The sequence below is a fragment of the Lactiplantibacillus sp. ME-2 genome (assembly GCF_022549155.1).
Taxonomy (GTDB): Bacteria; Bacillota; Bacilli; order Lactobacillales; family Lactobacillaceae; genus Lactiplantibacillus; species Lactiplantibacillus plantarum.
In genome coordinates this window covers 1-16,206 of record NZ_JAKZEQ010000002.1, presented here as the reverse complement: position 1 = coordinate 16,206, position 16,206 = coordinate 1, and the positions used below count along the sequence as shown (strand labels likewise).

Below are 16,206 nucleotides of genomic sequence, written 5' to 3'. Positions count from 1 at the left end.
ACTTAATCAATTGCTCATAAATTCACGCCGTACCTCCCAGGTTAAAAACAGCCCGCTTAGGATAAGACTCACATTTGAGATAACGCGGGTTATGTGCGGGCTCAAATCGACGACTGCGTTCACCCACCCCCGAAGGCCGGAATGGGACGCGGATTACAAACAGCAATCTACCTAATCGGCCCGCTTTTATCAGCATTCTCCAGGATAACGCGCAACTATTGCCGAGTCAGAGTCATTGCAACTCGCAGCATCCGATCGTGACCCGCCATGTCTTGTCGCAGCGTCACGGTCGCGTCGGGCATCGACTGCGCGAAAAGCGTCTGCAAGGCCGGTCCCTGATGGTAGCCGAATTCCAAGTATAAGCGACCGGTCGAAGTCAGATGATCGGCAACCGTCGTCGCTAACTGCTCGTAAAGTGCCAACCCATCGTGGTCAGCAAATAAGGCCGTTTGTGGCTCGTGGGCGAGGACGCTGGCGTCCATGACGTCTTTTTCGCTCGCAGCGATGTATGGCGGATTACTGACAATAATATCAAACGGCTGCGCAGATACGCTGGTCAATAGATCACTGTGAACCAGCTTAACATCTAAATGTAGGCGGTCCGCATTGGCTTTGGCAACTTGCAGCGCAGCGGTTGAAATGTCGCTGGCCGTAATCTCCCATGCCGGCCGTTCGTGTTTGATTGCCAATGCAATGGCGCCCGAGCCGGTACCAACGTCTAAGAGTCGAACTGGCGCTGTCGCTGGGACATCCGTCAAAATCCAGTCTACCAATTCTTCTGTTTCAACTCTAGGAATAAGCACTGCTGGATCAACTTGTAACGTGAGTCCATAAAACGGTGCGTCTCCGAGTACGTACTGCACTGGCTCACCAGCAACAACCCGGTCAATCCCCTGCTGATAAGCACGCCAAACAGCACTGGGTAGCGGCTCGCGGTAACGAATGAGTAATTGTGTCTGGTCTAGCCGACTCAAGCCCAATAACAGGAAGCGAGCACTATCAGTCGGCAACTGGGACGTTTTTAGACAAAAAGAAGCCCACTGCTGGGCTTCAAAATAAGTGGGTTGAGTGGGCTTATTCATTAGTTAAGCGCTCCATTTTTTCAGCTTGATCAGCTAAAACGAGGGCATCAATAACTTCGTCTAACTCGCCGTTCATCACCCGGTCAAGTTTGTTGAGCGTTAACCCAATTCGATGATCCGTCACCCGATTTTGTGGAAAATTGTAAGTCCGAATACGTTCAGAACGGTCACCCGTCCCAACGGCTGATTTACGTTCAGCATCATATTCGTTTTGTTCCCGTGACTGATAGTAGTCGTAGACCCGTGCCCGCAAGATTTCCATCGCTTTGGCCCGGTTTTGCTGTTGCGAACGTTGGTCTTGCATCGAGACCACGATACCGGTTGGTAAGTGGGTCATCCGCACCGCTGAAGACGTCTTGTTGATATGCTGACCACCAGCACCAGATGAACGAAAAACATCGGTCCGAATATCTTTTTGATCAATATCAATGTCAACATCCTGCGCTTCCGGCATAACGCCGACTGTTGCAGTTGAGGTATGAACCCGCCCAGCTGATTCAGTCACTGGCACCCGCTGTACCCGGTGCGCGCCACTCTCATACTTCAGCTTAGAGTAGACCTTGTCACCAGAAATGATCAGAACGATTTCTTTAAAGCCACCAACTTCAGTTTCATTACGATCAGCCACTTCTACTTGCCAGCCTTGACGTTCTGCGTACTTCGAGTACATGTTGAACAGGTCCGCAGCAAACAAACTAGCTTCGTCACCACCAGCAGCACCGTGAATTTCCATGATGATGTTCTTGTCATCGTTAGGGTCTTTAGGCAACATCAATAACGTGATTTCATGTTCCAATTGATCCTTTTCCGCGTTAAGGTTCTTTAAATCATCTTTGACCATCGCGTTCATCTCATCGTCGAGCTTTTCATGAAGCAATTCGTCATTTTCTTCGATCTGACTCGTGACTTCCTTGTAGTGATTATATTTTTCAACCGTTTCACGAATATTACCCATTTCCTTAGATAACTTCATGAAACGTTGAGAATCCGAAATAACTTCCGGATCACTTAATAGTTCACCGAGTTCCTCATACCGATCGGCAACGGCTTGTAACTTATCAAAAAACTTATCCATTCTCAGTTAATCCTCACTTTGTTAATTTCGGCGGGTAAAAATAATGATGACGACAAACTGGGTAGTACGCCTCATTACCCCCGATTTGAACTTGTTCGCCTTCATAAACGGGCTGACCATCGTGGAACCGTAAATTCATAATTGCTTTTTTACGACAGAACCAGCAGATCGTCTTCATTTCTTCGATCTTGTCCGCATATAGCAGTAGGTACTTGCTACCTTCGAACAATTCGTTACGAAAATCATTCTTTAAACCAAACGTCATCACTGGAATCTTTAGCTCATCAACAATGTCAGCCAATTCTAGGACGTGATGCTTTTTCAAAAATTGGGCTTCGTCGATTAAAACGCACGCAGCATCCGGATTCGTTTGTTTAACGATCTCAAAAATATTGGTATCATCAAATACTGGCGTTGCTTCACGTTTAAGGCCAATGCGACTCGCAACATAGCCCACACCATCACGATTATCTAAGCCACTCGTTAAGATAATGACCGACTTATCTTGTTCCTCATAGTTATGGGCAACTTTCAAAATTTCAATGGTTTTACCACTGTTCATCGCGCCATATCGAAAAAATAACTGTGCCAAGCGACTCATTCCCCTTTTTTACACATTTCTAGTCAATTATAGCGGATTTGGCCGTGAATTTCAGCATTCTGTCATTAAAACTAATTAACGAATTGATAATATGCGGTTAAATGGCGGGAGTATCACTTTTCTTTTAGGGACGTTCAGTATAAAATACTTGAGAGTAGGACATTTTGTCCGGTAATTATGATTTTAATACCCGGTAGTTGGTCACACTGATCATTTCCCAGGTAAATCAAGAATTAGGGGTACCGATAACTTATGTCAATTAATAGTACATTAGCCACCTGGACGGGTAAATCCGCATATTGGTTTTTACACACCTTCCGTGGCGGTGGGAGCTCACTCCCCGGCAAGTTAGCGCTGAAGCTCGATCCAACGATTTTAAAGCATCTCGCTAAAAACTACGACGTCATCGTCATCACTGGGACCAACGGTAAAACGTTAACGACCGCCTTGACGGTCAAGGTTTTACGTGAACAGTACCCTGACATTTTAACCAATCCAAGTGGATCCAACATGAAGCAAGGTATCGTCACGACCTTTTTACGGGCACCTAAAGCGCACCAAAAGCCACTCGCAGTTCTAGAAGTCGACGAAGCTAACGTAATCATGGTCACCAAGTACATCACGCCAAAAGCCTTTGTCTTCACGAACATTTTCCGTGACCAGATGGATCGATATGGTGAAATCTACACGACATATCAAAAAATCTTAGACGGGGTTGCTTTAGCACCTGAAGCGACAATTATTGCCAACGGTGATTTGCCACTCTTCAATGCCAAACAATTGCCTAATCCGATACTGTATTACGGATTTGACTACCAGCCCGACCATGACCAACAAGCGCCAGCAAATACGGATGGCCTGCTTTGTCCGCGTTGTCAGCATATTTTGCGTTACCATAGTCGAACTTATAGCAATATGGGCAAGTATTATTGTCCCCACTGCGGTTTTGAGCGTCCACAGTTGACATACAAATTAAACGCCCTAACCGCTATGACACCGACTAGCTCAGACTTTGAAATCAACGGTCAGGCCATGCATCTTAATATCGGTGGTCAATACAATATTTATAATGCGCTAGCTGCCTACGCGGTTGGGCGCTTCATGGACGTCACGCCGGCCAAAATCGCGCACGCCCTTAGCGACAACGATGAACAAGTCTTTGGTCGTCAAGAGACCTTTCACGTTGGCGAAAAGGACGTCACGCTGATTCTCGTCAAGAATCCAGTGGGCCTTAACCAAGTCTTGCAAACAATCAGCACCGATGACCGGCCATTCTCATTTGCCGCTCTGCTCAACGCAAACTATGCAGATGGTATTGATACTAGTTGGATCTGGGATGGTAATTTTGAAAAATTACCGGCATTGAATATTCCCGCCTATATTAGTGGCGGTGAACGTTATCGTGATATCACGTTCCGGCTAAAAGTTGCTGGGGTACCGGAAGATCAGTTAACCATTATTCCTGACCTGACCAACATGACGACCGCAATTCAAAAACTACCGACCAAGCAAGTCTACGTCGTCGCAACTTACACCGCGATGTTGCAATTACGAAAACAACTTGCTAGCCAAGGCATTATCGATGGGGGGATGGCTTAACCATGACTTATACACTACACGCCGCACACCTCTACGGCGATCTAATGAACACGTATGGTGATATCGGTAACATTTTAGCAATGCGCTACTATGCTAAAGCAGTGGATGCCGACATCACTGTTGACTTAGTTAGCTTGGATGATCGGTTTGACGAAGAAAAATATGACTTCGCCCTCTTCGGCGGTGGTCAGGATTACGAGCAAACGATTGTTTCCAAGGATTTACAAACGAAAAAAGACGCCTTGACCGCATATATCGAAGCCGGTGGCCCATTATTAGCAATCTGTGGTGGCTTTCAAATGCTGGGCCATTACTACATTGGGGCCCATGGTGAAAAGATCGCGGGTATCGGTGCCTTAGATCATTACACGCTCAGTCAGGATAACAATCGCTTTATTGGTAATATAACCATTGAGAACGCCGAAACCCACCAGACCTACTATGGTTTTGAAAACCACAACGGGATGACCTTCCTGGGCGAAGGTGAACGGCCCCTTGGTCAAGTGCTCCAAGGTAACGGCAATAATGGCAAAGATCAATCTGAAGGCGTTATCTACAAGAACACCTTTGGGTCTTACTTCCATGGTCCAATCCTTGCACGCAATGAAGCCCTCGCCAAACGAATCTTGAAACTGGCCTTACAACGTAAGTACCCTGAAGGCAACTTCGATGCACTGGATCAACTCAACGAAGACCTCACTAAAAACGTCATCGTGAAACCTTAAAACGTATCACTCAAAATCGCCACTGACTTAGTTACCAGCCAGTGACGATTTTTTTAGTTTGATCCGTATTAATTGGTTACAATGATAACAGTTTTTGGAAGCCTTCTCATTAGTAAACCCCTTCAAGCTATAATAAATATTTATATACTTTCAGATAGCGATTATTAATAAACTGATACTATCAGTAGATACACAAAAAAAGATTGATAGTGGCTTCCAACCAGTATCAATCTTTTTTATCCCATCAAGGGGTTAACTAATTACGCCTTAGCCCCAGGTTCTGAAGCAATAATTTGTAAATCGCCTTTCAATGTCCATTGTTTTACGTCAAATGGCAAGATAAAGTGGACGCCCTTACTCAATGGATAGTCTTGACCGTCAACGACAATGCTACCTTCACCATCCAGTACAGAGACTAACGTATAAGGTGCTGTTCCCCGGTTAAAAGTTGCTTGCCCATTTGTTAGCCGCCATTGCCAAACACCAAAGAATGGTGATTGGACGTATTTGGTCACCGTTGCATCCCCAACCTGGGTGGTTGTGATGTCAAGGTCAGGGTCATGATGCGGAACGTTAGTTGTATCAATGGATTGTTGCAAATGCAGTTCGCGCTTCTGACCAGTGGTCTTGTCGACCCGGTCCCAATCATATAGCCGGTAAGTCGTATCAGAACTCTGCTGCGTTTCTAACACCATAATTCCCTTACCAACGGCGTGAATCGTTCCAGATGGAACATAAAGGAAATCACCAGGCTTAACGGGCACTCGCCGTAATAGCTTATCCCATTCACCGTTGTTGATCCATTCAGCGAGCTGTTCACGGGTCTTCGCATGATGACCATAAATCATCGTTGCACCCGGTTCAGCCGCAATCACGTACCAGCATTCAGTCTTGCCAAGTTCGTGCTCGTGTTCAGCCGCGTACGCATCATCAGGATGCACTTGCACCGACAAATCTTCACTAGCATCCAAGATTTTCGTTAATAGTGGGAAGACATCTCCCTTAGCATCACCGAACACATCACGATGTTCTGCCCATACCCGATCCAGTGTCATGCCAGCGTACGGCCCATTTTCAACGGTCGCCGGACCATGCGGATGAGCTGAAATAGCCCAACATTCACCAGTATGATCACTGGGAATATCATAATTAAAATCATCATGTAATTTGGTACCGCCCCAAATTTTTTCATGGAACACCGGCTTTAAAAAGTATGGCTCACTCATAAGATCTACTCACTCCATTGTTGAATTTAATATCTAAATTTTAGCATAAATGAAAGCGGTTGTGAAACCGAAGTAGCTAATTTGTAACCGTATCCGCCAACCAAGCCGCAATTAACCGGCGACGTGCTGGAAGGAACACCGAATTATTTGCAACTGGATGCACCCGATTGGATAAGAAAACAAGGCCCCGTTGCCGTTGACGGTCAAGCATCAGGAGCGTGCCAGTATAACCAGTATGAAAAATCACCGGCAGCGTCTCATTAGAACGGTGCCAGAGGTTCCAACCAAAGCTCCGGCGTAAGTGTTGATTGGGCGTCCAATCTTGATACAAGCTTGCAATCGTGGCCTGTGATAGCACAGCTGGTACGTCGATTTGGCCGAGCATCAGTTGTGAAAACCGAACAAGGTCTGTCACACTGGCAAATAAACCGGCGGAACCACAGTGTTCACCTAAGACTCTGGCCTTAGGATCATGAACGATCCCCCGTAACAACCCAGTTTTCACAGAATACGTCGTCGGAACGGTTTGCGCTAGTTGAGGTTGAAAACTCGTGTGTGCCAACCCTAATGGCTGCAAGACGCGCTCAGTGATAATTGGCTGAATGGCCGCTCCAAGAATTCGTTCAATGACTTGCCCCATGATGATCAAGCCTAAATCCGTATAAACCACCCGATGATTGCGGTTACGCTCACTGATTGGTAGCTGCTGAATCGCGGCTAATAACGCATCCGCTGACAACGCATTCCGATTTGGAATATAACCACTCAGCCCACTTGTATGGGTCATCAAATTACGAACCGTAATCGTTGTGGACTGTAAAGCCGGTAGGTAGTCATGCACGGGGCGGTCAATTTCAAGTTGCCCATTTTGCATCAACTGCATCGCCACGGTTGTTGTTCCCACGACCTTAGTAACCGAGGCTAAATCATACATCGCATCCGGCCATAATGGTTTGATCGTTGGTTTTATTTGAGCGACGCCCACTTGATTCGTGTGCCACTCAGCCCCATCAATCAAGGCATAACTCGCCCCTGGGATCACTTGATCTTGGACCATTTGGTTAATTAGTGCTGCGGTTCTACTAAAAGTTAACATTAATTTATTCATTCTCTCTTATTAGGATCATGATTCAAGTTGGGATTGACTGTGGCTAAACTACCTTCAAGGTCAGTATCAACCAAGTAACCTGGCAAACTGTCCACGTTTTACCCTGACAATTTCTGCGGATACGAACTGACCTGATTGCATCAACGGCCTGCCCGAAGCTAGTGCTGACTTCCGAATAACCGCGGTAATGTGACCAACCAATAACTGATTAAAGCGGCCCCGCCAATGACGAGAAGCCATTGATTCGAGACAACCTGATGATTATACAGTAACGTACAGCCCACCAAAATTCCCGTGCTGACCCATTCAACTGTCTGCCAATGTCGATTACTCCACTTTATCATCTTGCCCAACTCCCTTTAATTTTAGCGTTTCTTCAGCAACTTTACATCACAATCAGCAATCTTAACCTAACCGTAACGTCCCCTTAGCCGAATAACTGTCGTTCCGATCATGCGTCTACTGATTAGACAGCATTTCTTACTATTCACAATACCACGTGCATCATGCGCACGCACATAAAAACGACTTTAGTTCCACCCGTATCACGGGTCTTACTAAAGCCGTCTTTTTATTCACACAAACAACACTGTACTTAGTCTAATTCAACTTTCTGGACCCAACCTTCAGGCGCTTCCCGATCGCCAAATTGAATTCCAGTTAATTCATCATATAATTTTTTCGTTACCGGACCAACTTCCGTTTCACTGTAGAACACGTGTAACTTGCCTTGATGTTCCAAGCCACCGATTGGTGAAATAACCGCAGCTGTCCCACAAGCCCCAGCTTCAGCAAACCGGTCTAAATCATCAATGTAGACGTCGCCTTGTTCAGTCTTCATCCCAAATTTATGTTCTGCCAAGTAGAGTAATGAATATTTCGTAACGGAAGGTAGAATTGATGGTGACTTGGGTGTCACAAAAGTGCCATCCTTAGTAATCCCGAAGAAGTTCGCTGAACCTACTTCTTCAATCTTACGATGTTCAACCGGGTCAAGATAAACACAGTCGGAGAAACCGTTGGCATGAGCTTCTTGACCTGGGAATAAGCTAGCCGCATAATTCCCACCAACTTTATAAGCCCCGGTTCCTTTATGGGCCGCACGATCATATTCGGACGTCGTAAAGTTGGTTGGCGTCATCCCGCCTTTGAAATAACTACCAACTGGCATGGCAAAGACCGTGAAGATGTATTCCTGAGCTGGATGAACACCAATGTTACCCCCAACCCCGATCATCAATGGCCGTAAGTATAAAGTCGCACCAGTTCCATACGGTGGCACGTAATCTTGATTAGCCTTAACAACCTGTTTAACAGCGTCCACAAACATGTCTGTCGGCACTTGTGGCATTAATAACCGTTCACAGCTGGTCTGCATTCGGGCTGCATTACGATCTGGCCGGAATAATTGAACACTACCATCTTTAGTGCGGTAAGCTTTTAAGCCTTCAAAGTCTTGTTGACCATAGTGTAATGCTGTTGAGCCTTCACTAATATGTAAAGTTGCATCTCCCGTTAATTCTTTTTTGTACCAAGCACCATCTTTCCAATACGCACGATAACGGTACGGAAGATTCCGATATTCAAACCCCAAGTTGTTCCAGTCTAATTGTACGTCTGCCATATGCTTCGACTTCCTTTATATGTAATTTTCCAAATTAATTAATTTGAATTTAATTAAAAGATTAATGGTTAATTAGAAGTTTGTCAAGGGCCCGTCAAACATTTCCAACGCTTTAAGATTTTTTTGGTATAATGAGTGTAAATTTAGCAAAGGACTGGTTTGTCGTGGCTAGTAATTCAGATTCAATTTATAACGTCATGTTCTATATCACCCATCACCCGACTGAAATTCAGTTTACCCAACCGGAATACACGAATGTCGTTCGGATGGGTGTTCCCGATCATATTAAGGTCGCTAACCCCGAAATTTATTTTCCTGACAACAAGCTATTAGTCAACCGATTTCAGGATGACTTTGTCGCTAAAAACGGCAACTTACTTGATTTCTTCTTCGATTACACAGAGAAAAAAGTCCCTAACTACCATGAAGTGTGGGTTTCTTCGGCCCATTTACCAGCCAAACACTTATACTTCTTAGAGTTATCATTTGAGTAATTTAACGCACGTAACCTTTACGGTCTATTTGGAATCAAATTTAAAATGGATCAATCAAAAAATCACCACCTGGATTATGTTCATCCAGGTGGTGATTTTTTGATTACTTTACAAGCGTAAAATGCAGCCGACTTAGAACTACGGGTTCGTCCCGTCATAACCTCGAATAGTGAGCTTTACTTGACTAATCAAAGTCCAGTCGCGCTCATAAAACATTACTTAGTCATAAAGATATACAAGTCAGACGTGGAGACACCAATCGTGAAGCGAACGCCCTTAGAGGTAATCGGATCGATTGTCGTCGTACTACCACTATTATCCTTGGTTTCCTTCTGGAACTGTTTCATAACCTTCTTGGCATTGGCGCCCGTTGTTGTCGTCATCAAAGCAAACGCCGTCCCAAAGTTCTTCTGGCGGGTCTTGTTCTTAAAGGCCTTGGTTGGAACAATCATCGCTGCCCCTAATACGTCACCCTTCTGAACATTTAGCCGGATCTTATAATCCTTAGTTGTTAACACGTTCTTAATGCCATCACTTGGCGTCTTCGTCGGTAACAATTGCGACTTGACCTGCTTTTTCGCCGTTGCCATTGCCGCTTCGACCTGCTTCTGAGTCGTTTGCAAACTAGCTGCTTTGGTCTTGAGTTGCGCCGCAGCAGTTTGTTGGGCTTGGAGTGTCTTAGCACCCGTGGCAGCCGCCGTACCGCCAGCCTTGATTTGGGCCTGGGCTTGCTTGACTTTGGCTTGGATCGTTGCTTGTTGCTTTTTAAGGGCTGCACCCTCAGTTTGCAACTTCTTAGCCGCCTGTTGATCAGACTTGCTGAGTTTAGAAGCAATCAAAGCCTGATTGTAAGTCGTCGCCATCTTTTGATAGCCAACTAGCTTCTTGGCGCCCTTTACGTGCACCGTCGTGGTATCCGAACCGGCCTTAATCTTCACCGTTTGGCGGGTCGTCTTGGTCGGAACTTGAATAACAAACGTATGATTACGCACCGTCGCCGTCTTCGTCTGACCACCGTCAAGCTGATAATGAACCTTTTTAACGTTGGATTTTCCTTTGACGGCCGCTACTAACCCGTTCGGCTTGTATGTGGTTTTAGTCGTTGATAAGGTTGTCTTACCACAGCCCGCTAATAAGAACGTTAGCGCACCCGCAGTAACGGCAACCATTGCTGTTTTCCGGAACAATTGACACCCCTCCTTTAGTCGAGACTAATATTGCCAGTAAATTGACTGTTATATAGATCCGCATAGAACCCATTTTGAGCCATCAACTGTTCATGCGTCCCAGTTTCAACCACTGACCCATGGTTCATCACAATAATGTTGTCCGCACCCTGAATCGTTGATAACCGGTGCGCAACCACAAAACTGGTCCGGTTCTTCAGGAGTCGTTCCATGGCATGCTGAATATGCACTTCAGTCCGCGTATCAACCGAACTCGTTGCTTCATCCAAAATCAGAATTTCCGGATTAGCCACAAACGCCCGGGCAATCGTCAATAATTGGCGTTGTCCCTGTGAAATATTTGAAGCTTCTTCGTTCAGAACCGTCTGATAACCATCTGGCAATTTGCGAACAAAGCTATCAACATGGGCCGCTTTAGCCGCAGCATAAATCTCTTCATCTGACGCATCTTCACGGCCGTACTTCAAGTTGTCGAAAATCGTCCCAGTAAAGAGCCAGGTATCTTGAAGCACCATCGCAAAGTGTGACCGCAAGTCTTCACGATCCAGGTCCCGTGTATCGGTCCCTTTCAATTTAATAGAACCACCTTTGATGTCATAAAAACGTTCCAACAAATTAATGATGGTCGTCTTACCAGCACCAGTTGGCCCAACGATGGCCACTTGTTGCCCACGTTTAACGTCCAGATTATAATCCTTCATTAACAGGTCGTTATCCGCATAACCAAATTGAACGTGTTGCAGACTAATCAAGTTATCACTATCTGGTTCGGCTGGTAAGTTGGATTTCGTCTGTTTCATTTCTTCTTCATCAAGCACTTCAAAGACCCGTTCAGCGGAAGCCACGGTCGATTGAATCGTGTTCAACAAGTTCGCCATTTGTGAAATCGGTTGTGAAAATTGTTGCGTGTATTGTAAGAACGCTTGAATGTTACCTAACGAAACGTTCCCGTTAGCCACATCAATCCCACCAATGATGGCAACAAAGACGTAGCCAATATTATTTAAGAACATCATCAGTGGCATGATAATACCTGAAATAAATTGCGCTTTCCAGGCTGATTGATAATAATTATTGTTTTGGATTTCAAAATCATCGATGGCATCTTGTTCCTTGTTAAAGCTCTTGATGACCACGTGTCCAGCATAGTTTTCTTCAACTTGGTTATTCAACAACCCCAAGCTCTTTTGCTGTGTTCCGAAGAATTTCTGTGATTTCGGCGCAATCACACCAACCACCACGACACTCAGTGGAATGGTAACGAGTGCAATCAAGGTCAGCTTCCAACTAATCGTCAGCATCATCCATAAGGTTCCAACAAAGGTGACGGTACTTGTCACCGCTTGGGTTAGGTTTTGCTGCAACGTGTTGGCAATATTATCCATATCATTGACGGCCCGACTCATAATGTCCCCATTCGAATGGGTATCATAATATGAAATCGGCACCTTTTGCATCTTACCCTTAAATGAACGCCGCAACTTATACACGGTCCGTTGGGAAATCCGCGTCATAATGTACTGTTGAATAAAGTTGAACAGTGCTGAGGCCAAGTACATGATCAAAACGATCATAATAATCTGACCGATTTTTTCAAAGTTGATTGGGTAACCGGATTGACTGATACCAGCCTTCTGTTGCGCGGCCCCCTTCATAATTCCCTTATAAAGTTCGGTCGTTGCTTTACCTAAAATCTTAGGTGTTCGAATCTGGAAAATCACGGAAGCAATGGCAAAAATCATGACCACTGCCAAACCGACCCACCGGTCTGACATGTAGCGCATCAATCGAATCGCCGTTTTCCAAAAACTCTTAGGCTTTTCAACTAGTCCAGCATGACCACCGGGGCCATGACCGCCAGCAGGACGTGCAGGCTTAGTAGAACTCGTATTCTTTTCGCTCATTACAGCTGATCCTCCTCTCGTAATTGTGACTTCATAATTTCTTGATAAACTTCATTATTAGCTTTCAATTCAGCGTGGGTCCCCTTGCCGACTAACTTACCGTTATCTAGGACCAAGATCAGATCAGCATCCGCCACCGTCGCAATCCGTTGCGCCACGATGACTACGACACTCTGTTGAATCTGTTTATCCTGGCGTAATTCAGCCCGTAATTGAGCATCAGTCTTGAAGTCCAATGCGGAGAAAGAATCATCAAATACATAAGCGGAAGCCTGTTTGACAAGTGCACGAGCAATTGCTAATCGTTGCCGTTGACCACCAGAGAAGTTACCCCCACCTTGTTCAACGTGTGCATCCAGGCCGCCTTCTTCTTTAACGAAGTCAGTTGAACGAGCAATTTCTAACGCATGCCAGATTTCATCATCGGTCGCGTGTTCGTTACCGAATTGCATATTTTCACGAATCGTCCCCGTGAATAAAGTAGCAGTTTGCGGAACAAACGAAACGGCTTGATGTAAATCAGCTAACTTCAACTGCCGAACATCTTTCCCATCTAATTTGACCGCCCCACTCTCAATATCATAGAATCGGGGGATTAAATTAACGAGCGTGGTCTTCCCAGAACCGGTCCCACCAATAATGGCAACGGTCTGTCCAGAATGGGCTTTAAAGTCAATATCTGCCAGCGCTAATTGCTCCGCACTTTGATATCGATAGTTGACATGATCAAATTCTAAGCTGTGTTCAGTCGTCGCTGGTAACGTTGCTGCCTTGTCAGGGTCAGTAATTTTAGGTTCAATACTTAAGACTTCTTGAATCCGGGAAGCGGAAGCGGCCGCCCGTGGAATGAACGCAAATACCATGGCAAGCATCATGAAACTCATCAATACTTGCATGGCATAAGTCATAAACGCAATCATATTCCCAACTTGCATTGTTTGACTACTAATCAATTGGCCACCAAACCAGACAATTGCCACATTAGTCCCACTCATAATCAAAGTCATTACCGGGTAAGCCAAGGCTACAATCGTATTAACCTTAATCGCATTGTGCGTGTAATCTTGGTTAGCGTCTTCAAAACGGTCCTGTTCAAATTTATCTTGACGGAATGCCCGAATAACGCGTACTCCCGTTAAGCCTTCACGAAAAACAAGGTTGATGCGGTCAGTCTTAGTTTGCATCGCCCGAAACAACGGTATTGCAAATGCCATGATCAAACCAATAAAAATCAATAGTACCGGAATAGAAACCACGAAGATCCAAGTTAATTCATGACTCTTGGTATACGCTAAAAAGCTTGCACCAATCAGCATGATTGGTGCCATAATCATCATTCGTAACGCCATCATGGCCACGTTTTGAATCTGGACGACGTCATTGGTCGTTCGAGTGATTAGTGAAGACGTCTCAACTTTATCAAATTCATCATTTGAAAAATTGATGACCTTTTTATAAATATCCGACCGTAAATTCTTCCCTAATTGTTGTGATGACCGCGCCGCCAAAAAGACGTTGCCAAACGCTGCGACGACTGATAACAATGAAAAACCAATCATTTCAAATCCGATTTTCCAGATATAACTAATGTCACCAGTAGCCACCCCGTTATTCACAATATTAGATGTCAAACTAGGCAGATTTAAGGTCGCAATCACTTGCACGATCATAAATAAGACCGCACCGATTACCGCGGGATACGAAATCCGACCCTTTGCTATTTTAAGCATTTGCACGCTCCCCTTCATTCATTATTACATAATAATGCAGTATCTTAATCTAACTAAAAATGGTCCTTTTGTCAACCATCTTTACAAGTCTCACGTAAAATATTGTAACGCACTCATCGCAGTTTAGCACTCAAAAGGATTTAAGAATTTATTAAGCTCGCCTTCGTAATAACACAAAAAAAGTGCTGCGTCACTAATCGCTGACACGGCACTATGCCTAAATTTAAGCCAATACTTCTTGTATATTTTGAGGTACCTGATTTGTCGCAACGGCCTCCCATGAATTCACGTTTTGTCCCTTCGTCTCAATCTTTAAATAGTGTCGTTGCTTTAGCCGGTGATCTGCGGTAAATGTCAACCAGCGTTGCTTACCTTGCGCATCGCTGGTCAGCATTCGATAGGTATAGATATCTTCGCCCATCTGACCAGTCGAGTGGCCGATTGCCTGATTAGTCCGACCATAGACCGTTTGTACCTTAACAAATGGGTTTAAGTTATCCACCGCCATTGCCAGCTCACTCCCCCTGATTCTTCGTCATCGTCGGTACAATTAACAATGTACCTACACTAATCATCATAATAATCGCCGCCAACCAAATAGCCCTTTTTTTATTCATAAATACTATCCCCCGAATTAATTATTTTATTAATCGTATCGGAGTAAAGCTCCTCTGGCTACCCTAACTAGGCTTTCTTAATCAGTTTAAACGATTACTAATCAAATTCGATTTTCCTTAAACATTAAGGAAATTATTTTAACAATAATTCAATAATTATCGCGCTTTGCATGCTATTCTATTAGAATAGGAAGTAGTTTTTAAATCATGGGGGGATTTATCATGCACATGCGGGGTATCAACTTTGTATTAGGTCTCGGCGTCGCGCTCGGCCTGTTAGCAGGCTGTCAGGCGGCTTCACCGGCAACTAAACAAGCCAGCAGTCAATCATCTAAGACTAGCGCTAAAAGCGTTCACAGCTCGGCTAAACACCAAGCACAAGCACGGCCTTATCAACATTGGCATACCGTCAAAGATGTTCACTTGCCTATTTTGATGTATCACAGTATTTCTAGCGGGAACCAGTTACGTGTCCCCGCCAAAGAATTTCAAACTGAAATGACTTATCTAAAGGCACACGGCTACCGAACGCTGACTGCCAATGAAGCCGTATACGCGCTCAAACATCGGCGAATTCCACAAAAGAAGATTGTCTGGATCACACTCGACGATAGCTATAAAGATAACATGACAGCAGCTTGGCCAATTTTGAAACAGACGCACCAACACGCCACCATTAATTTTATTACCGGCTTTACCCATAAGAAAAACCACTTAACTTTAGCTGATGCTAAGCGGATGCAAGCATCCGGTAATATTGATTTTCAAAGTCACACCGTTCGCCATCTGGATTTAAATAATTTAACTTACCAGGTTCAACTTACGGAATTATCAAGTTCCAAAAAATGGCTCGATCATAATTTACAACAGAACACACAAGTTATTTGTTACCCAGCCGGCCGTGCTAATCAGCAGACCATTAAAGCCGATAAACAGGCTGGCTATCAGTATGCCCTATCAACGGCACCTGGCATCGCCACCAGCACACAGAACCCATACAATCTCACTCGACAACGGGTCGTACCTGGAATGTCGCTAACGGCCTTTCAGACACTATTAACGAGTAATAATTAATTCATAGGACCCTTACTTGTGACACGATCCCAAAACCCTTTTTTATGAGCGCTTAACAGTGCTGTTGTGATCACAACAGCCAAAACGCAAAATTGGGGTTTTAATTTGATACCAATTAGCAAAAGAGAAGCGTCATAATGCTGATATACCAGCATTATGA

15 protein-coding genes are annotated in these 16,206 nt (G+C 44.8%); 4 read left to right on the top strand and 11 right to left on the bottom strand.

What is annotated here, in order from left to right; all coding sequences use genetic code 11:
* Positions 1-215 precede the first annotated feature (215 nt).
* From prmC to MMY95_RS00785, 3 genes are read right to left on the bottom strand one after another with little or no spacing between them, the layout of a single operon-like run.
* Positions 216-1,082, bottom strand: coding sequence for a peptide chain release factor N(5)-glutamine methyltransferase (prmC, locus tag MMY95_RS00795; RefSeq protein ID WP_104795828.1), 867 nt, complete (start codon positions 1,080-1,082; stop codon positions 216-218).
* Positions 1,075-2,157 carry a peptide chain release factor 1 gene (gene prfA, locus MMY95_RS00790; RefSeq protein WP_003641433.1) on the bottom strand — a complete coding sequence of 361 codons (1,083 nt, stop codon included), beginning with the start codon at positions 2,155-2,157 and terminating at the stop codon, positions 1,075-1,077. The genes prmC and prfA overlap by 8 nt, the downstream gene beginning before the upstream one ends.
* A 13-nt stretch (positions 2,158-2,170) precedes the next feature.
* Complete coding sequence (locus tag MMY95_RS00785) at positions 2,171-2,749, bottom strand: thymidine kinase (RefSeq protein WP_003644660.1); 579 nt, start codon at positions 2,747-2,749, stop codon at positions 2,171-2,173.
* Positions 2,750-3,010: 261 nt separating this feature from the next.
* Here MMY95_RS00785 and MMY95_RS00780 point away from each other — a divergent pair, with 261 nt between their 5' ends.
* Together MMY95_RS00780 and MMY95_RS00775 are read left to right on the top strand one after the other, a co-directional pair.
* Positions 3,011-4,357, top strand: a complete 1,347-nt coding sequence (locus MMY95_RS00780; protein ID WP_003641431.1) for a Mur ligase family protein — start codon at positions 3,011-3,013, stop codon at positions 4,355-4,357.
* Positions 4,358-4,359: 2 nt separating this feature from the next.
* Positions 4,360-5,082, top strand: coding sequence for a glutamine amidotransferase (locus MMY95_RS00775; RefSeq protein WP_003641430.1), 723 nt, complete (start codon positions 4,360-4,362; stop codon positions 5,080-5,082).
* Positions 5,083-5,342: 260 nt separating this feature from the next.
* On the opposite strand, the gene manA is transcribed toward MMY95_RS00775, so the two are convergent.
* The 4 genes from manA to MMY95_RS00755 all read right to left on the bottom strand — a co-directional run bounded on the left by manA (position 5,343) and on the right by MMY95_RS00755 (position 9,040).
* Positions 5,343-6,308 (bottom strand): mannose-6-phosphate isomerase, class I, encoded by a 966-nt coding sequence (gene manA / locus MMY95_RS00770; protein WP_015640662.1) that lies wholly within the window; start codon positions 6,306-6,308, stop codon positions 5,343-5,345.
* Positions 6,309-6,384: 76 nt separating this feature from the next.
* Positions 6,385-7,404 carry a serine hydrolase domain-containing protein gene (locus tag MMY95_RS00765; RefSeq protein WP_045353078.1) on the bottom strand — a complete coding sequence of 340 codons (1,020 nt, stop codon included), beginning with the start codon at positions 7,402-7,404 and terminating at the stop codon, positions 6,385-6,387.
* Positions 7,405-7,574: 170 nt separating this feature from the next.
* A complete protein-coding gene (locus MMY95_RS00760; RefSeq protein WP_003641426.1) occupies positions 7,575-7,760 on the bottom strand; it encodes a hypothetical protein in 186 nt (61 codons plus the stop codon).
* A gap of 251 nt (positions 7,761-8,011) precedes the next feature.
* Positions 8,012-9,040 (bottom strand): branched-chain amino acid aminotransferase, encoded by a 1,029-nt coding sequence (locus MMY95_RS00755; protein WP_003641425.1) that lies wholly within the window; start codon positions 9,038-9,040, stop codon positions 8,012-8,014.
* Between the two features lie 131 nt (positions 9,041-9,171).
* Here MMY95_RS00755 and MMY95_RS00750 point away from each other — a divergent pair, with 131 nt between their 5' ends.
* Complete coding sequence (locus MMY95_RS00750; protein WP_003641424.1) at positions 9,172-9,534, top strand: hypothetical protein; 363 nt, start codon at positions 9,172-9,174, stop codon at positions 9,532-9,534.
* A 215-nt stretch (positions 9,535-9,749) separates the two neighbouring features.
* Here the strand turns inward: MMY95_RS00750 and MMY95_RS00745 are convergent, their stop codons facing one another.
* From MMY95_RS00745 to MMY95_RS00730, 4 genes are all read right to left on the bottom strand, one after another.
* Positions 9,750-10,721, bottom strand: a complete 972-nt coding sequence (locus tag MMY95_RS00745) for a hypothetical protein (protein ID WP_053267751.1) — start codon at positions 10,719-10,721, stop codon at positions 9,750-9,752.
* Positions 10,722-10,735: 14 nt separating this feature from the next.
* Entirely contained in the window at positions 10,736-12,625 is a 1,890-nt protein-coding gene (locus tag MMY95_RS00740) for an ABC transporter ATP-binding protein (protein ID WP_003641422.1), read from the bottom strand.
* Positions 12,625-14,355 (bottom strand): ABC transporter ATP-binding protein, encoded by a 1,731-nt coding sequence (locus MMY95_RS00735; RefSeq protein ID WP_003644665.1) that lies wholly within the window; start codon positions 14,353-14,355, stop codon positions 12,625-12,627. The genes MMY95_RS00740 and MMY95_RS00735 overlap by 1 nt, the downstream gene beginning before the upstream one ends.
* 223 nt (positions 14,356-14,578) lie before the next feature.
* Entirely contained in the window at positions 14,579-14,863 is a 285-nt protein-coding gene (locus tag MMY95_RS00730; protein ID WP_241277453.1) for a YxeA family protein, read from the bottom strand.
* Positions 14,864-15,194: 331 nt separating this feature from the next.
* On the opposite strand from MMY95_RS00730, the gene MMY95_RS00725 reads away from it, so the two are divergent.
* Positions 15,195-16,046, top strand: a complete 852-nt coding sequence (locus MMY95_RS00725) for a polysaccharide deacetylase family protein (RefSeq protein WP_003644667.1) — start codon at positions 15,195-15,197, stop codon at positions 16,044-16,046.
* The last annotated feature ends 160 nt before the right edge of the window (positions 16,047-16,206 follow it).